The sequence below is a fragment of the Blastococcus sp. SYSU DS0533 genome, from assembly GCF_054050775.1.
In genome coordinates this window covers 1-16,246 of sequence record NZ_JBJGZZ010000012.1, presented here as the reverse complement: position 1 = coordinate 16,246, position 16,246 = coordinate 1, and the positions used below count along the sequence as shown (strand labels likewise).

Here is a 16,246-nt window from a genome sequence, read left to right as displayed (position 1 = left end):
TCGTCGTGCCTGTTTCGCTGGTGTTCACCGCAGATACGCACGTCCCCAAGCGTGCGCGTGAGCTACCTCATGCGCTGTGGGCGGCGATCGACGCGGCCGACGTGGTGGTGCACGCCGGCGACTGGGTCGATGTCGCGCTGCTCGACGCGATCGAGCAGCGGGCGCGCCGACTCGTCGCGGTGCACGGCAACAACGACCACGGGCCGCTGCGCGAGCGGCTCCCCGAGGTCGCCCGCACCGAGATCGAGGGCGTCCGGTTCGCCGTCGTCCACGAGACGGGGCAGGCGGCCGGGCGGGAGGTGCGGTGCGCGGCCCGGTTCCCCGACGCCGACGTCCTGGTGTTCGGGCACAGCCACATCCCGTGGGACACCACGGCACCCTCGGGCCTGCGGCTGGTCAACCCCGGGTCGCCGACGGACCGCCGCCGGCAGCCGCACGGGACGTTCGTCACCGCGGTCGCCGACGCCGGCCGGCTGCGCGACGTGACGTTCCACCCGGTGCCCCCGCGCCGGTGAGCGCCGCACCGCTGGACCCCCGCGCGGTCGCGCTGCTCGCCTGCCCGGTGTGCGCGGCGCCGTTCACCACCGAGCGGGAGGACGCGGGGCTGCGCTGCGCCGCGGGGCACGCCGTCGACCGGGCGCGGCAGGGGCACCTGACCCTGCTGCCCCCGGGGCGCCGCCCGCCGACCGGCGACTCGGCCGAGATGGTCGCCGACCGGGTGGCCTTCCTCTCCGCCGGTCACTACGACGGCGTGACGGCGGCCCTGGCATCCGCGGTGCTGCCGGGGGAGCCCACCACGCTGCTGGACCTCGGCGGCGGGACCGGGCACCACCTGGCCCGCCTGCTCGACGAGCTGCCGCAGGCGACCGGCGTGGTGCTCGACGCCTCGCGCTACGCGGCCCGCCGGGCGGCGAAGGCCCACCCGCGGGCGGTGGCCGTGGTCGCCGACACCTGGGCCCGCCTGCCGGTGCGGGACGCCGTCGTGGACCGGGTGCTGGTCGTCTTCGCGCCGCGCAACGGGCCCGAGATCGCCCGTGTGCTGCACCCGCAGGGCCGGCTCGTCGTGGTGACGCCCGGCCGGGACCACCTCGCCGAGCTCGTCGAGCCGCTGGGCCTGCTGCGCGTCGACCCCGGCAAGGCGGAACGGCTCAGCGCGGCGCTGGAGCCGCACCTGGCACGCGACGGCGCGCAGCGGCACCGCGGGACCCTCCTGCTCGACCACGCGGCGGTGACCACGCTGGTGGGCATGGGGCCGCACGCGCGGCACCTGACGCCGGCCGCGCTGGCGGCCTCGGTGGCCCGTCTGCCGGCCACCGTGCCGGTCACGATCTCGGTCGAGGTCGCCACCTACCTGCGGCGACGGTGATCCTCTCGGCGCGCCCGGCCTGCCGGACCTGAGGCGCCGCACCGCACGGTCTAAGCTGCGAGCCGTGACGATTGCACCGGCGCCCATCGTGAGCCGGCCCAGCCCGGCTCACGTGGTCGAGAAGGGCTCGCGGCTCTCCAACCTGCTGCGGACCACCGACCACAAGACCATCGGTCTGATGTACCTGACCACGTCGTTCGCGTTCTTCATCGGCGGTGGCCTCATGGCGCTGCTGATGCGTGGCGAGCTGGCGCGGCCGGGGCTCCAGTTCCTGTCGCCGGAGCAGTACAACCAGCTCGTCACCATGCACGGCACGGTCATGCTGCTCATGTTCGCGACGCCGCTGTTCTTCGCGTTCTCGAACCTGATCATGCCGCTGCAGATCGGTGCGCCGGACGTCGCCTTCCCGCGCCTGAACGCCTTCTCCTACTGGCTGTTCCTGTTCGGCAGCCTGATCGCGGTGGGTGGCTTCCTGACGCCGGGCGGTGCGGCGGACTTCGGCTGGTACGCCTACGCCCCGCTGTCCAACGTGGTGCACTCCCCGGGCGCCGGCGCGAACATGTGGTTCGCCGGCCTCGCGGTCAGCGGCCTGGGCACGATCCTCGGCGCGGTCAACTTCATCACCACGATCGTCTGCCTGCGGGCGCCCGGCATGACGCTGTTCCGGATGCCGATCTTCACCTGGAACACGCTGGTCACCAGCGTGCTGGTGCTCTTCGCCTTCCCGATCCTGACCGCCGCGATCATGGGCATGCTGGCCGACCGCAACCTCGGTGCCCTCATCTACTCGGACGACAACGGCGGTCCGATGCTGTGGCAGCACCTGTTCTGGTTCTTCGGGCACCCCGAGGTCTACATCATCGCGCTGCCGTTCTTCGGCATCGTGACCGAGGTGATCCCGGTCTTCGCGCGCAAGCCGCTCTTCGGCTACAAGGGCATGGTCTTCGCGACCATCGCGATCGGTGCCCTCTCCCTCGCCGTCTGGGCGCACCACATGTACGCCACGGGCGCGGTGCTCCTGCCGTTCTTCGCCTTCCTGACCTACCTCATCGCGGTGCCCACCGGGATCAAGTTCTTCAACTGGATCGGCACCATGTGGCGGGGCCAGATGACGTTCGAGACGCCGATGCTGTTCTCGATCGGCTTCATCATCACGTTCCTCCTCGGTGGCCTCACCGGTGTGCTGCTGGCCAGCCCGCCGCTGGACTGGCACGTGAACGACAGCTACTTCGTCGTCGCCCACTTCCACTACGTCGTCTTCGGCACCGTGGTGTTCGCCGCCTACGCCGGCATCTACTTCTGGTTCCCCAAGATGTGCGGCCGGATGATGGACGAGCGCCTCGGCAAGCTGCAGTTCTGGCTCACCTTCATCGGCTTCCACGCCACGTTCCTGGTGCAGCACTGGCTGGGCAACGAGGGCATGCCGCGCCGGTACGTGGACTACCTGCCGACCGACGCCTTCACCGTGCTCAACACGGTCTCGACGATCGGGTCGTTCATCCTCGGCGCCTCGGTGATCCCGTTCATCTACAACGTGGTCAAGTCGTGGAAGTACGGCGAGCTCGCGCTGCGGGACGACCCGTGGGGCCACGGCAACAGCCTGGAGTGGGCGACCTCCTCCCCGCCGCCGCGGCACAACTTCGTCGAGATTCCCCGGATCCGGTCGGAGCGCCCGGCGTTCGAGGCCCACTACCCGCACCTCATCGAGCGGCTGCACGCCGAGGCGCACGTCGGCAAGCGGCACGAGCCCTACGGCGGCGTCAGCGAACTCGGCGCCACCTCGGGTCACCGGGCCGGCCCCAACGACCCCGACCCCACCTGAGGCAGGACCCCGTCCGGGGTCCCGCAGCCACCGACGCCCCGTCGGCCTCCGGGCCGGCGGGGCGTCCGTCGTCCGGGGTCGGGGGCCCGGCGGGGCCCACGACGGCCGTGCGGCACGATGTCCGCGTGCCGCACGAGCCGACGCCCGACCTGCTGCCGGCCCCCGACGTCGCCGCGCCGCGGGCCCTGCTCACCGTCACCGGGGCGGACCGGCCGGGTCTGACCGCCCACCTCTTCGCCGCCCTGGCCTCGCGTGGGGACGGGCACCCGGCGGTCGAGGTCGTCGACGTCGAGCAGGTCGTGGTGCACGGGCACCTGGTTCTGGGCGTGGTGGTCGGCGCGCTCCGGTCCGGCGACCGGCCGGCGGTGGGGGAAGGGGAGCTGCTGCAGCACTTGCGCTCCGTGGCCGTCGAGGTCGAGAGCACGGTCGGCGTCCGGGTGGCGGTCGAGTCGGCCAGCGGCCCGGACGCACCGGTCACCGGCGGGCGGCCGCACCACGTCATCGTGCTGGGTCGGCCGGTGCCCCCCGAGGCGGTGGCCGGCGCCGCCCGGGCCGTCGCGGGGGTCGGGGGCAACATCGACGCCATCCGGAGGCTCTCCGACGTCCCGGTCACCAGTTTCGAGCTCACCGTCTCCGGTGCGGAGGCCACGGCGCTGCGCACGGCGCTCGCCTCGGTGGCGGCCACGACGGGTGCTGACATCGCCGTCGAGCAGGTGGGGATCGCCCGGCGCAGCAAGCGGCTGATCGTCCTGGACGTCGATTCGACCCTCGTGCGCGGAGAGGTCATCGACGAGCTGGCCGCGCGGGCCGGGCGGGCGGCGGAGGTCGCCCGCATCACCGCGGCGGCGATGAACGGCGAGCTCGATTTCGCCGAGTCGCTGCGTGCGCGGGTCGCCGTGCTGGCCGGGTTGCCCGAGACGGTGCTCGACGAGGTCCGCGAGCACCTGGTGCTGACGCCCGGGGCGCGCACGCTCATCCGCACCCTGCAGCGCCTCGGCTTCCGGTGCGGCATCGTCAGCGGCGGCTTCACCCAGATCACCGGCCCGCTCGCCGAGAGCCTGGGGCTGGACTTCTCCGCGGCCAACACCCTCGAGGTGCGTGACGGCCGCCTCACCGGCGGGCTGGTCGGGGAGATCGTCGACCGGCCCGGCAAGGCGCGCGCGCTCATCCGGTTCGCCGAGCAGTACGGCATCCCGCTGGACCAGACGGTGGCCGTCGGCGACGGCGCCAACGACCTCGACATGCTCAGCACCGCGGGGCTGGGCATCGCGTTCAACGCCAAGCCGTTCGTGCGGGAGCAGGCGCACACGGCGCTGAACCAGCCCTACCTCGACGCCGTGCTGCAGGTGCTCGGCTTCACCCGCGACGAGGTCCTCGACGCCGTCTGACCCCGGCCACGCCCACCTTCGCGGCGACCATCAGGGAACCTGATCATGGTGCGTCCCCCTCGGCGTCTGCGGTGGGGGGACGCCGTGCGGTGCGGAGGACGCCGCCGCGCCCGCCGCTCAAGCCTGGTGGACGGTGCCCTCGAGCTGCACGCCCGCCGTGCGCAGCTGGTCCAGGGCGGCGGCCACCGTGCCCTCGGAGACACCCGCGGTGAGGGGCAGCAGCACGCGGGTGGTGAACCCCGCCGCCACAGCATCCAGGGCGGTGGCCCGCACGCAGTGGTCGGTCGCGATGCCGACGACGTCGACCACGTCCACCCCGCGCCCCCGCAGCCAGTCGGCCAGCCCGACGCCCTCGGCCGCCCCCTCGAACCCGGAGTAGGCGGCGGCGCGCTCCCCCTTGTCGAACACCGCCTCCAGCGGACCGCGGTCCAGCGCCGGGTGCAGCTCCACCCCGCCGGTGCCGACGACGCAGTGCGGCGGCCAGGTCTCGACGAAGTCCGGTGCCTCGGCGAAGTGCGACCCGGGGTCGACGTGGTGGTCCCGGGTCGCGACGACGTGGTCGTACCCCGCCGTCCGGACGTGCTCGGTGATCGCGGCCGCCACCGCGGCACCACCGGGGACGGCGAGGCTGCCGCCCTCGCAGAAGTCGTTCTGCACATCGACGACGATCAACGCGCGGGTCATGGGACGGATCCTCCCCGGTTCAGGCGGTCAGGGTCTCCAGGACGGGTTCCCCGCGGGACAGCGCCCACGCCTCCGCGGGCAGTGCCTCCCGCACCCGCGCGTGGTGCTCGCGGGCGCGCCGCAGGGTCCCGGGTGGGGTGCTCTCCTCGCACAGCACCCCGCGCCGGACCAGCGGGACCACCAGGTCGCGGTCGCCCGCGCGCGGCTCGATCGGCGCGCTGCTCACCACCTCGGCGGTGGCCGTGCCGTCGTCCCCGTGCCGGCGGACGGCGTGCTTGCGCCCGCCCACCGAGTTCTTGCCCTCCGAGCGCTTGGCCACGGGGACGCCGTCGCGCTCGACCAGCTTGTAGACCATCCCCGCCGTCGGCGCCCCCGAGCCGGTGACCAGCGAGGTCCCCACCCCGTAGCCGTCGACGGGGGCGGCCATGAGGCCTGCGATGGCGTACTCGTCCAGGTCGCTGGTGACGATGACGCGGGTACCGGTGGCGCCCAGCTCGTCGAGCAGCTGCCGGGCGCGGGTGGCCAGGGTCGGCAAGTCGCCGGAGTCCAGCCGGATGGCGCCCAGCCCCGTCCCGGCGACCTCGATCGCCGTCCGGATGCCCTCCTCGACGTCGTAGGTGTCGACGAGCAGCGTGGTGCCCGTCCCGAGGGTCTCGACCTGCGCGCGGAAGGCCGCGCGCTCGTCGTCGTGCAGCAGCGTGAACGCGTGCGCGCTCGTGCCGGTGGTGGGGACGCCGTAGCGCCGGCCGGCCTCCAGGTTGGAGCTCGCCGCGAACCCGACGAGGTGCGCGGCGCGGGCGGCGGCCACCGCGGCCAGCTCGTGGGTGCGCCGTGACCCCATCTCGATGCACGGGCGCTCGCAGGCGGCGGCCACCATGCGCGCCGCCGCCGAGGCGATCGCCGAGTCGTGGTTGAGGACGGAGAGGGCGAGCGTCTCCAGCAGCACCCCCTCGGCGAAGGGCGCGCGCACCGTGAGCACCGGCGAGCCGGGGAAGAACAGTTCGCCCTCGGCGTAGCCGTCGACGTCGCCGCTGAAGCGGAAGGCGGCCAGCCAGTCCAGCAGCCGCCGGTCGGTGAGGCCCTGGTCCCGCAGGGTCGCGAGCTCCTCGTCGCCGAAGCGGAAGTGCGGCAGCGCCTCGAGCAGCCGGCCCGTACCGGCCAGCACCCCGTAGCGGCGGCCGTGGGGCAGGCGGCGGGCGAACACCTCGAACACGCAGTCCCGCTCGGCCGTGCCGTCGGCGAGGGCGGCGGCGAGCATCGTGAGCTCGTAGCGGTCGGTGAGCAGCGCGGGAGCCGTCGGCATGGCTCCGGAGCGTAGGCCGACGCCGATCACCGGGCCGGACGACGTCCTAAGCTGGGGACCGTGGCCGGACCGCTCGCCCCGACCCGGGCCCCCGAGACGACCGTCGAGGAGCACGGTGACCTCGACCGGCCGTGGGTGACCATCGTCTGGAACGACCCGGTCAACCTGATGACGTACGTGACCTTCGTGCTGCAGGAGCTCTTCGGCTACGACGAGCCGACGGCGACCACGCTGATGCTGCAGGTCCACCACGAGGGGAAGGCGATCGTCAGCTCCGGCCCGCGCGAGCGGATGGAGCACGACACCAGCCGGCTGCACGCCTACGGGTTGTGGGCCAGCTACCAGAGGGACTCGTGAAGCCGTTCCGCGCCGCCCGCGGCGGGCAGCTGGTCGCGCGGCTGGACCGGGCGGAGGCCGGCATCGTCGGGCTGCTGCTCGACCAGCTGGAGCAGCTGCTGGCCGCCGACCGCGCCGACAGCAGCGGGGACCCGGTGATCGAGCGGCTGTTCCCCGCCGGGCACCGCAGCGACCCGGCGCTGGCCGAGGACTACCGCGGGCTCACAGAGCAGGCGCTGCGGGGCGGCAAGGCCGACGACCTGGCCACCGTGCGCGCCACGCTGCCGGCCGACGGGGGAGAGGTGCGGCTGGACGAGGACCAGGCCGGCGCCTGGCTGCGCACGAGCAACGACCTCCGGCTGGCGCTCGGCACGCGCCTGGACATCGGCGAGGACACCGAGCCGCCGGAGGAGGTCGTGGACGAGGGCGACCACCAGCTCGCGGTCTACTACTGGCTCACCGCGCTGCAGGGGTCGCTCGTGGACGCGCTCGTCGCGGGTCGCGCCGGCCGAAGGTGAGCAGCACCAGGGCGGCGAGCAGCAGGTCCAGGACGAACAGCACGTAGACCATGCCGTGCAGGGCGACCTCGGCCAGCATCGCGCCGACGGTGGAGACCAGCACCAGGGCCGAGGTGGCCAGCAGCAGCAGCAGGAGCACCGCGCGCACGACCACGATGACCACCACGGGGCCGCGGTCGCCGGGGTGCAGCGAGCTGTAGCCGCGGTGCCGGAACAGCCCCCGTGCCCCCATGACGAGCGCCGGCAGGGCCAGCAGCACGACGCCGGCGGTCAGGAGCAGCGGGACCCACACGACGCCGACCGTATCGGTCCCGGCGCGTCTCCCGGCGGCCACCCGCCGGCCACCCGCCGGCCACCGGGCGGTGCCGTTCCGGGGGCGACCGGGGAGCGGCCGGGCGGGCACGCCTAGACTGGTCCACGTGCTGCGCATCGACCGCGCGACCTACGACGCCATCGTGGCCCACGCCCGGAAGGACCACCCGGACGAGGCCTGCGGCGTCGTCGCCGGACCGGAGGGGACCGAGCGCCCCGAGCGCTTCGTGCCCATGCTCAACGCGGCGCGGTCGCCGACGTTCTACGAGTTCGACAGCGCCGACCTGCTCGCGCTGTACCGCGAGATGGACGACCGCGACGAGTGGCCGGTCGTCGTCTACCACTCGCACACCGCCACCGAGGCCTACCCCTCGCGCACCGACATCGGCTACGCGTCGGGTCCGGCCGCCGACCCCCGCACGCACTACGTGCTGGTGTCCACCCGGCACCACGGTCCGGAGACGGGCCTGGCCGGCGACGACGTCGAGTTCCGCAGCTACCGCATCGTCGACGGGGAGGTGTCGGAGGAGGAGGTCGAGATCGTCGAGTCCTACCTGTTCGGGCACTCGCCGACGACCGTCGTCTACGACTGAAGAAGTAGAAGGACCCCGTTCCCCCACACCTCGCAGGCTCGGCGCGGCCCCTGAACGGGGCCGGAATGCCCGGCAGGGAGCGGCTGTTCCCGCAATCAGACGCACCACCGCTGCCCTCCGCAGCGCCCCCGACATCCCACGTCCCGAGGAGAACCACGTCATGGCCATCGAGGTCCGGATCCCGACCATCCTGCGCACCCACACCGGCGGCAGCAAGACCGTCGAGGGCAGCGGGAACACCCTGGCCGCGCTCATCGACGACCTCGACAGCAAGCACTCGGGCCTGAAGGACCGCCTGGTCACCGACGAGGGCAAGCTGCACCGCTTCGTCAACGTCTACGTCAACGACGAGGACGTGCGCTTCACCGGTGCCCTGGACACCGAGGTCAAGGACGGCGACTCGGTCACCATCCTCCCGGCGGTCGCGGGCGGCTGCTGAGCGGCACGCCGCTCCCACCCCTCGCCCCCGTCCCGGAAGAGCTCACCCGATGGCCCGTTTCGCCTCCCTCGTCGACTCCCTCGGCGGCACCCCGCTCGTGGGGCTGCCGAACCTCTCGCCGACCCCCGACGTGCGGCTGTGGGCCAAGCTCGAGGACCACAACCCCACGGGCTCCATCAAGGACCGCGCCGCGATCAAGATGATCGAGGCGGCCGAGAAGGAGGGGCTGCTGCGGCCGGGCTCGACCATCCTCGAGCCGACCAGCGGCAACACCGGCATCTCGCTGGCCATGGTGGCCCGGCAGCGCGGGTACAAGCTGGTCTGCGTCATGCCGGAGAACACCTCGGTGGAGCGCCGGCAGCTGCTGGAGATGTACGGGGCGCGGATCATCTCCTCGCCGGCCGCCGGTGGTTCCAACCAGGCCGTCGCCGTGGCCAAGGAGCTGGCCGGGCAGCACGACGACTGGGTGATGCTCTACCAGTACGGCAACCCGGCCAACGCGCTGGCGCACTACGAGGGCACGGCTCCGGAGATCCTCGCCGACCTGCCGTCGATCACCCACTTCGTCGCCGGGCTAGGGACGACGGGCACGCTCATGGGTTGCTCCCGGTACTTCCGCGAGCACAAGCCGGGTGTGCAGGTGATCGCCGCGGAGCCCCGCTACGGCGAGCTGGTCTACGGCCTGCGCAACATCGACGAGGGGTTCATCCCCGAGCTCTACGACGCCGAACTGCTCGACTCCCGTTTCTCCGTGGGCCCCGATGACGCCGTCCACCGCACCCGCCAGCTGGTGGAGCGGGAGGGCATCTTCGCCGGCATCTCCACCGGCGCCATCCTGCACGCGGCCCTGGGCATCGCCGACAAGGAGGTCGCGGCCGGGCGCCGGGCCGACATCGTCTTCGTCGTCTGCGACGGCGGCTGGAAATACCTCTCCACCGGGGCGTACGCGGGCACCCTCGAGGAGGCGACCGCCGCGCTGGAGGGCCAGCTCTGGGCCTAGAAGGACCACCCTTCCCCCCGCGGCTCGCACGCTCGCCGTAGGCCCCTGGAGGGCGGCCGTCCCAGCACGTCACCGGCGCGGGCTAGCCTGACCGGCGACATGGGGACGCAGCCAGGAGCCGACGCACCGATCGGCATCTTCGACTCGGGCGTCGGTGGGCTCACCGTCGCCCGCGCCGTGCTGGACCAGCTGCCGGGCGAGGCCGTCCGCTACATCGGTGACACCGCGAACGGCCCCTACGGTCCGCTGCCGATCGCCGAGGTGCGCCGGCACTCCCTGGCGGTCATGGACGAGCTGGTCGCCAGTGGCGTCAAGATGCTCGTCGTCGCGTGCAACTCCGCGAGCGCCGCCTCGCTGCGCGACGCGCGGGAACGCTACGACGTCCCGGTGGTCGAGGTGGTCCTGCCCGCGGTCCGCCGGGCGATCGCCGCCACCCGCAACGGCCGGATCGGCGTCATCGGCACCCAGGCCACCATCACCAGCGGCGCCTACGACGACGCGTTCGCCGCGGCCCCGCAGGTGTCGGTGACCTCCGCCGCCTGCCCCAGCTTCGTCGACTTCGTCGAGCGCGGGATCACCAGCGGCCGGCAGCTGCTGGGCCTGGCGCAGTCCTACCTCGACCCGCTCATGGTCGCCGGCGTCGACACCGTCGTCCTGGGCTGCACGCACTACCCGCTGCTGACCGGGGTGCTGTCGGTGGTGCTCGGTGACGGCGTCACGCTCGTCTCCAGCGCCGAGGAGACCGCCAAGGACGTCTACCGGGTGCTCACCCGCACCGACCTCCTGCGCGACCCCGACGCGTCGCCGCCGGAGCACGCCTTCCTCGCCACCGGCGACCCCGAGCCGTTCGCCCGGCTGGGCCGCCGCTTTCTCGGGCCTGAGGTCGGGGCGGTGCTCGCCGCGGGACGGGCGGGAGCCGCGTGAAGCTGACCGTCGTGGGGTGCTGCGGCAGCGGTCCCGGCCCCGACTCGCCCGCGTCGTGCTACCTCGTGGAGCACGACGGTTTCCGGCTCGTCCTCGACCTGGGCAACGGGTCCTTCGGCGCGCTGCAGCGGGTCGTCGACCCCGGCTCCGTCGACGCGGTGTTCCTCTCGCACCTGCACGCCGACCACTGCCTCGACGTCGCTCCGTTCGTCGTCTGGCACCGCTACTCCGGTCGCGCCCGCGGGCCGCTCGTGCCGCTGTACGCGCCCGTCGGGGCGGAGCGGCGGCTGGCGCTGGCCTACGACGTGGACGGCGACGGCCTGACCGATGTCTTCGACTTCGTCCCCGTGGGCCCCGGCGGCTTCCGGCTCGGCCCCTTCGACGTCGAGCTCGCCCGCACGGCGCACCCGGTCGAGACCTACGCCGTCCGGCTCACGGCGGGCGGCCGGTCGCTGGTCTACACCGGCGACACCGGCCCGTGCGACCGGGTGGTCGAACTCGCCCGCGGCGCCGACGTGCTGCTCGCCGAGGCCGCGCACCCGGACAACGCCCCCCAGCAGCCGCGAGGTCTGCACCTCACCGGGCGGCAGGCCGCGCAGCACGCCGTGGAAGCGGGTGTCGGGCGGCTGCTGCTGACCCACATCCCCGCCTGGGTCGACCACATCGGCCAGCTGTTCGCCGCCAGCTCGGTGTTCAGCGAGACAGAGCTCGTCAGCCCCGGGGCCGTGTACGAGGTCTGAGGGAGGATCCTCCCGCCGCCACCGCTCGCAGCCCGCGGCGGGGCCCTGCAGGAGAGCCTGTTGCCGGATGGCCGTGATCGCGCAACGGTGACTCCCATGGAAGAGCGGGACGGCGTGCCGCTGAGCAGCCTCGACTCGCCGCTGGGTGACGGCCTCGGGGTGACCAAGCGGGCCCTCGTCGACCACCTCGACGCGGTCGCCGACCGGATGGTGCCGCTGCTGGCCGGGCGGCCGCTCTCGGTCGTGCGGGTGCGACCGGGGCAGGCCCCCTTCATGCAGCGCAACGTGAGCAAGGGCGCCCCCGCCTGGGTGCGCACCGTGCCCGTGTGGGCCGAGTCGGCGCACCGCGAGGTGCACCAGGTGCTCTGCGACGACCGGCGCACCCTGCTGTGGCTGGCCAACCAGCGCGCGGTCGAGTTCCACGTGCCCTTCCTCCCGGCCGGTTCGCGGCAGCCCACCGGGCTGGTGCTCGACCTCGACCCGCCCGAGGGAGCCGACTTCTCCGCCGTCGTGGCCGTCGCCCGGCTCGCCCGCCGGGCGCTGGCGGATGCCGGCCTCGCCGGTGCGGTGAAGACCAGCGGCTCCTCCGGGTTGCACGTCGTCGTCCCGGTGCACGGCTCGCCGGTCGAGGACGTCGCGGCGGCGACGCGGGCGCTCGCCCGGCGGACGGAGCAGCTGGACCCCGCCGTCGCGACGACGGCGTTCCTCAAGGAGGAGCGGGCGGGGCGGGTGTTCGTGGACTCCACCCGGTCGGGCACCGGCACGGTCGTCGCCGCCTACAGCCCGCGCGTCCGACCGGGGCTGCCGGTGTCGGCGCCCGTGGCCTGGCCCGATCTGGACGGGGTGCGGCCGGGCGACGCGACCGTCGCCACGTCGTCGTCGCTGCCCGACTGGGTGGCGCTGCTGCCGGAACCGCAGGCGCTCCCGGCCGACCTCGTCGCCGAGGGGCACACCATCCCGGTGGCCCGGGTGCAGGCCATGCACGAGGGCAAGCGGCGTGCCCGTCTGCGACGGGCGGCCGAGGGCGGCTGAGGGCGCGCAACACGCCGAAGATTTGTTGCAGCAACCGTTGTCCCGGGGTGGCCGAGCGGGCTAGCTTGCTCGTGACCCGGATGTGATCCGGGTCATGCGTTCCGGGCCTGGAACTCGTTCGCTCCCCGTCTGACAGCTGCCCCTCGGGGGTGCCCGCAGGGTGCCCTCGAGGAGTGGCAGAAGGAGTCCCATGCCCGTCACCACGCGCACGAAGGGCGGAGCCGGCGGCACCACCGTCGTCCTCGGTCTCGCCCTGGCCCTGCTGGCCCCGGCGCTCCCCGCCGCAGCCGCGGACGACGTCCGCACCCCCATCCGCGACGCCGAGGTCACCGGGCCGCTGCCCAGCGACCTGGGCGGCGACCCGCTCTCCGCCGACCTCGCCGAGACCTACCCCTTCTTCGCGACCCACCAGGACCTGGCCGGGCGAGGCTACGTCGAGGAGGAGTTCCTCGTCTCCGGCCTCGCCGATGCCTACGCCAGCCCCCGCACGCCGGACATCGCCCCCGGCACGCTGCTGGAGGAGGACGTCCCCTACACCACGCGGATCGTCGTCCGCCGGCCGGCGAACCCGCGGCACTTCAGCGGCACGGCGCTGGTCGAGTGGCAGAACGTGACGGCCGGCTACGACCTGGACGCGCTGTGGAACTTCGAGGACGTGACCCGCGGCGGTGACGCCTGGATCGGTGTGTCCGCACAGCAGGTGGGGGTCGACCAGCTCCGCGGGTGGAGCCCGACCCGATACGGCTCGCTGGACGTCACGGCGGGCGGGGAGTACGCGCTCGACCAGCTGGCGATGGACATCTACGCCCAGGCCGCCAAAACCCTGGTCGCACCCATCGGCGTGGACCCGATGGGTGGCCTGGAGATCGAGACGCTGCTGTCGATCGGCGCCTCCCAGTCGACCCGTTACCAGAGCACCTACTACGACCACGTGCTGCCGATGGTCGAGCCGGTCTTCGACGGCTACGCCATCGTCGTCGGGACGGCACCTGGCCGGGTCGGTGACGAGCCGGTCTTCCAGGTGCAGTCGGAGACCGACGTGACGGCCGCGGCGGCTGCCGCTCGTCGTCCGGACGACGAGGTCTTCCGGCGCTGGGAGGTGGCCGGAGGGGCGCACTCGGGCTGGCAGGGCCAGGAGTACCGCGCCCCGCTGTCGGAGCGCGACCTCGGGGGTGCACCGCAGTACACCTGCGACCTGCCCCCGTTCAGCCGGGTGCCCGTGCACCACGTGACGGCGGCCGCCTATGCGCACCTGGCCCGCTGGGCCGAGCGCGGCATCGCGCCGCCGTCGGCGCCGTACCTGGAGTTCGACGCCGAGGGCAACAAGGTGCGCGATGAGCTGGGGCTAGCCCAGGGTGGCATCCAGCTGTCCCAGGTGGCGGTGCCGACGGCGCTCAACTCGGGGAGCAACAGCGGGGCCAGCTTCTGCCGGCTCTTCGGCACGTACCAGCCGTTCCCGGCGGAGCAGCTGGCCGAGCTGTACCCGCGCAAGGGCGAGTACGTGAACGCGGTGCTGGAGGTCGACCACGCCAACCTGCGTGCCGGCTACATCGAGAAGGACGACGCGAAGGGCAACCTCCGCGAGGCGCTGGCCTTCGCCCGCCAGCTGGAGCGTGCCGGCCGCTGAGCGGCCGCCGAGCCGGACGGCCGGCCCCGACCAGGGGCCGGCCGTTCCGCCGACCCCGTCCCCGGCTCCGGGCCGGGCCCGGGCCACCAGCCCCGTGTGATCCGCCGACAGGCGCTGGTACGGGGCCGGTCCGGACGACGTCGGGGTCCGCCCCTCCTGGCCTACGCTGCCACCCGTGATCGGCGCCCCCGAGGAGATCGTCCGCCACGCGGCGCGGACCCTGATGAGCGGCCGCCGGCTGGACACCGGCACCCTGGCCGCGGAGCTCGGCATCTCCCGCGCGACGCTGTTCCGGCGGGCCGGCAACCGCGACGCGATCCTCGGCGACGCCCTGGCCTTCCTCGGCCGGCGCACGCTGGCCGCCATCGAGCGCGAGCACGACGCCCGGTCGGCCGGCGACGAGCCATCGACCCGGCTGCGCTCGCTGGCCGTGAGCGAGGACTTCCGGTACGCCCTCAGCACCGCCCTCCCGGTCCGCCGCCTGCTCGACGAGGAGCCGGCGACCGCCATCCGGGTGCTCACCGATCCGCAAGGCCGTGTCCAGCCCCGGGTGGTCGAGGCCTACACCGAGCTCTTCCAGCGTGACGTCGACGAGCACGGTCTCGTGCCGCAGATCCCCGTGCCGCTGCTCGCGCTGGCGGTGGTGCGGCTGGGGGAGTCCTTCCTGTACTCCGACGTCCTGGCCGCCCGGACGCCGGACCTGAAGGCGGCGACGACGATCATCGACGCCCTGATCGCGAGCGTCCTCGGCATCGACGGGACCTGACGGCTCGCCTCCGTCGTCAGGTCACCGGCGCCAGTAGAGGTGGTGGACCACCCCGCTCGGGCTGGGCACCACGTCGCGGTGGAACCGGTCGAGCAGCTCGTCGGGTGAGCTCCACAGCCGTACCCCGCGACCGAGCTCCACGGGTGCCACCGCGACGTGCAGGGTGTCCACGAGGTCGGCGTCCGAGAACTCCCGGACGGTGGTGGCGCCGCCGCCGAGCCGGACGTCCTGACCGCCGGCCGCCGCGCGGGCCTCGCCCAGCACGTCGGCCGGGTCGCCGCCGACGAAGTGGAACGTGGTGTCCGAGAGCGTGAACGACGGCCGCGGGTGGTGGGTCATGACGAACACGGGGGTGTGGAACGGCGGCTCGGTGCCCCACCAGCCCCGCCACTCGTGGTCCTGCCACGGGCCGCGCTGGGGGCCGAACTTGCCGCGGCCCATGATCTCGGCGCCGATGCCGTGCGCGAAGTCGCGGGTGAAGTAGTCGTCGAGGCCGCGGCTGCCGCCGGGGCCGGTGCGGTCGGGGAAGCTCGCCGTCGCGACGGCCCAGGCCATCAGCTCCATGGGGTCGGCGTGGCCGAACGGCCGCTCCAGGCTCTGGCCCTCGCCGGCGCCGAAGCCGTCGCGCGAGACGGTGAAGTTCTGGACTCTCAGCAGCTGCTGCACGACCCTCCGACCGCCCGGGCCGGGGGAACTCATCGGTCCCGCGGCGCCGTCCCCAGGTGACCTGCCGGTCCACAGACCGTCCCGCGGGTGCACCGGCTGTCGGTGGCGGGTCGCACGCTGTCCGGCATGACGACCGATCCGCACACGCTCGCCTGGCTCGACCAGGAGGACAGCCGGTTGACGCAGACCATCCGTGCCCACCGGGTCGCCGTGCAGTTCGTGATGCGCGGCGAGGAGGCCGACGAGCCCCCGTTCGGCTACACCGTCGGGTTGTTCGGGGTCGGGCACCCGGAACTCGTCGTGGTCGGCGTCGGGCGCGAGTCTGCGTGCGGCCTGCTCACCCACGTGGCCGGTCTGGTGCTCGCCGGCCGGGACCTCGTGCCCGGCGAGGTGATCACCCACGGCGAGGCCGAGCCGCTGGTGGTGGAGGAGCTCCCCAACCCGGGAGACGTCCTGTTCAGCGCCAACCGCTTCTACCAGCGCCCCGACGAGTACTCCGTGCCCGCCTACCAGCTCACCTGGGCGCACCGCGACGGCGGCTTCCCGTGGGACCCGGGCTACCCCTGCCCGCCGGAGTGCCAGCCGCGGCCGGGCACGTGGCGCGCCTAGGTGTACCCGGCCAGGACGTTGGTGACGGCGGCCGGACTTGAACGCAGGAGAACCTCCGAGTGGGGTGTGGCTTGTCTAAGGCCCACATCCGCCCGGAGGTTCTCGTGTCCCACGGTAATGC

19 protein-coding genes are annotated in these 16,246 nt (G+C 73.6%); 15 read left to right on the top strand and 4 right to left on the bottom strand.

Annotated features, from left to right (window positions below; genetic code table 11):
* The first annotated feature begins 5 nt into the window (after positions 1 to 5).
* From ACI79W_RS14540 to serB, 4 genes are all read left to right on the top strand, one after another.
* Complete coding sequence (locus tag ACI79W_RS14540) at positions 6 to 515, top strand: metallophosphoesterase family protein (RefSeq protein WP_456562797.1); 510 nt, start codon at positions 6 to 8, stop codon at positions 513 to 515.
* Positions 516 to 526: 11 nt separating this feature from the next.
* Positions 527 to 1,366 (top strand): putative RNA methyltransferase, encoded by an 840-nt coding sequence (locus ACI79W_RS14535; RefSeq protein ID WP_456562889.1) that lies wholly within the window; start codon positions 527 to 529, stop codon positions 1,364 to 1,366.
* 64 nt (positions 1,367 to 1,430) lie between these two features.
* A complete protein-coding gene (gene ctaD / locus ACI79W_RS14530; RefSeq protein ID WP_456562796.1) occupies positions 1,431 to 3,188 on the top strand; it encodes an aa3-type cytochrome oxidase subunit I in 1,758 nt (585 codons plus the stop codon).
* Between the two features lie 125 nt (positions 3,189 to 3,313).
* Positions 3,314 to 4,576 (top strand): phosphoserine phosphatase SerB, encoded by a 1,263-nt coding sequence (gene serB, locus ACI79W_RS14525; RefSeq protein ID WP_456562795.1) that lies wholly within the window; start codon positions 3,314 to 3,316, stop codon positions 4,574 to 4,576.
* 117 nt (positions 4,577 to 4,693) lie between these two features.
* Here the strand turns inward: serB and ACI79W_RS14520 are convergent, their stop codons facing one another.
* Together ACI79W_RS14520 and ACI79W_RS14515 are read right to left on the bottom strand one after the other, a co-directional pair.
* On the bottom strand, positions 4,694 to 5,260 hold the full coding sequence (locus ACI79W_RS14520) for an isochorismatase family protein (RefSeq protein WP_456562794.1): 567 nt from the start codon (positions 5,258 to 5,260) through the stop codon (positions 4,694 to 4,696).
* Between the two features lie 19 nt (positions 5,261 to 5,279).
* Positions 5,280 to 6,563, bottom strand: coding sequence for a nicotinate phosphoribosyltransferase (locus ACI79W_RS14515; RefSeq protein WP_456562793.1), 1,284 nt, complete (start codon positions 6,561 to 6,563; stop codon positions 5,280 to 5,282).
* A gap of 60 nt (positions 6,564 to 6,623) precedes the next feature.
* On the opposite strand from ACI79W_RS14515, the gene clpS reads away from it, so the two are divergent.
* Entirely contained in the window at positions 6,624 to 6,920 is a 297-nt protein-coding gene (gene clpS, locus ACI79W_RS14510) for an ATP-dependent Clp protease adapter ClpS (protein ID WP_236829085.1), read from the top strand.
* On the top strand, positions 6,917 to 7,417 hold the full coding sequence (locus ACI79W_RS14505) for a DUF2017 family protein (protein ID WP_456562792.1): 501 nt from the start codon (positions 6,917 to 6,919) through the stop codon (positions 7,415 to 7,417). The genes clpS and ACI79W_RS14505 overlap by 4 nt, the downstream gene beginning before the upstream one ends.
* Here ACI79W_RS14505 and ACI79W_RS14500 read toward each other — a convergent pair.
* Positions 7,356 to 7,709, bottom strand: a complete 354-nt coding sequence (locus tag ACI79W_RS14500; RefSeq protein WP_456562791.1) for a hypothetical protein — start codon at positions 7,707 to 7,709, stop codon at positions 7,356 to 7,358. The genes ACI79W_RS14505 and ACI79W_RS14500 overlap by 62 nt on opposite strands.
* 127 nt (positions 7,710 to 7,836) lie before the next feature.
* Here ACI79W_RS14500 and ACI79W_RS14495 point away from each other — a divergent pair, with 127 nt between their 5' ends.
* The 8 genes from ACI79W_RS14495 (at position 7,837) to ACI79W_RS14460 (ending at position 14,850) form a co-directional block, all read left to right on the top strand.
* Positions 7,837 to 8,322 (top strand): Mov34/MPN/PAD-1 family protein, encoded by a 486-nt coding sequence (locus ACI79W_RS14495; RefSeq protein WP_236825608.1) that lies wholly within the window; start codon positions 7,837 to 7,839, stop codon positions 8,320 to 8,322.
* 160 nt (positions 8,323 to 8,482) lie between these two features.
* Positions 8,483 to 8,761: a MoaD/ThiS family protein gene (locus ACI79W_RS14490; RefSeq protein WP_456562790.1), complete on the top strand. Its 279-nt coding sequence runs from the start codon at positions 8,483 to 8,485 to the stop codon at positions 8,759 to 8,761.
* A 49-nt stretch (positions 8,762 to 8,810) separates the two neighbouring features.
* Positions 8,811 to 9,761 (top strand): PLP-dependent cysteine synthase family protein, encoded by a 951-nt coding sequence (locus tag ACI79W_RS14485; protein WP_456562789.1) that lies wholly within the window; start codon positions 8,811 to 8,813, stop codon positions 9,759 to 9,761.
* A 99-nt stretch (positions 9,762 to 9,860) separates the two neighbouring features.
* Positions 9,861 to 10,685, top strand: a complete 825-nt coding sequence (murI, locus tag ACI79W_RS14480; protein WP_456562788.1) for a glutamate racemase — start codon at positions 9,861 to 9,863, stop codon at positions 10,683 to 10,685.
* Positions 10,682 to 11,425, top strand: coding sequence for an MBL fold metallo-hydrolase (locus ACI79W_RS14475; protein ID WP_456562787.1), 744 nt, complete (start codon positions 10,682 to 10,684; stop codon positions 11,423 to 11,425). Before murI ends, ACI79W_RS14475 begins: the two co-directional genes overlap by 4 nt.
* A 96-nt stretch (positions 11,426 to 11,521) precedes the next feature.
* On the top strand, positions 11,522 to 12,457 hold the full coding sequence (locus tag ACI79W_RS14470; protein WP_456562786.1) for a DNA polymerase domain-containing protein: 936 nt from the start codon (positions 11,522 to 11,524) through the stop codon (positions 12,455 to 12,457).
* Positions 12,458 to 12,647: 190 nt separating this feature from the next.
* Positions 12,648 to 14,084, top strand: coding sequence for an alpha/beta hydrolase domain-containing protein (locus ACI79W_RS14465; protein ID WP_456562785.1), 1,437 nt, complete (start codon positions 12,648 to 12,650; stop codon positions 14,082 to 14,084).
* 175 nt (positions 14,085 to 14,259) lie between these two features.
* Positions 14,260 to 14,850, top strand: coding sequence for a QsdR family transcriptional regulator (locus ACI79W_RS14460; protein WP_456562784.1), 591 nt, complete (start codon positions 14,260 to 14,262; stop codon positions 14,848 to 14,850).
* A 21-nt stretch (positions 14,851 to 14,871) separates the two neighbouring features.
* Here ACI79W_RS14460 and ACI79W_RS14455 read toward each other — a convergent pair whose 3' ends face one another.
* Complete coding sequence (locus ACI79W_RS14455; RefSeq protein WP_456562783.1) at positions 14,872 to 15,516, bottom strand: dihydrofolate reductase family protein; 645 nt, start codon at positions 15,514 to 15,516, stop codon at positions 14,872 to 14,874.
* A 126-nt stretch (positions 15,517 to 15,642) separates the two neighbouring features.
* On the opposite strand from ACI79W_RS14455, the gene ACI79W_RS14450 reads away from it, so the two are divergent.
* The gene (locus tag ACI79W_RS14450; protein ID WP_456562782.1) at positions 15,643 to 16,125 is read left to right on the top strand and encodes a DUF4262 domain-containing protein; all 483 of its coding nucleotides are present in this window, start codon (positions 15,643 to 15,645) and stop codon (positions 16,123 to 16,125) included.
* The last annotated feature ends 121 nt before the right edge of the window (positions 16,126 to 16,246 follow it).

Coding starts and splice junctions, on each gene's coding strand:
- ACI79W_RS14520 (WP_456562794.1), bottom strand. CDS start 5,260: ATGACCCGCGCGTTGATCGTCGTCGATGTGCAGAACGACTTCTGCGAG.
- ACI79W_RS14515 (WP_456562793.1), bottom strand. CDS start 6,563: ATGCCGACGGCTCCCGCGCTGCTCACCGACCGCTACGAGCTCACGATG.
- ACI79W_RS14490 (WP_456562790.1), top strand. CDS start 8,483: ATGGCCATCGAGGTCCGGATCCCGACCATCCTGCGCACCCACACCGGC.
- ACI79W_RS14485 (WP_456562789.1), top strand. CDS start 8,811: ATGGCCCGTTTCGCCTCCCTCGTCGACTCCCTCGGCGGCACCCCGCTC.
- murI (WP_456562788.1), top strand. CDS start 9,861: ATGGGGACGCAGCCAGGAGCCGACGCACCGATCGGCATCTTCGACTCG.
- ACI79W_RS14470 (WP_456562786.1), top strand. CDS start 11,522: ATGGAAGAGCGGGACGGCGTGCCGCTGAGCAGCCTCGACTCGCCGCTG.
- ACI79W_RS14465 (WP_456562785.1), top strand. CDS start 12,648: ATGCCCGTCACCACGCGCACGAAGGGCGGAGCCGGCGGCACCACCGTC.
- ACI79W_RS14450 (WP_456562782.1), top strand. CDS start 15,643: ATGACGACCGATCCGCACACGCTCGCCTGGCTCGACCAGGAGGACAGC.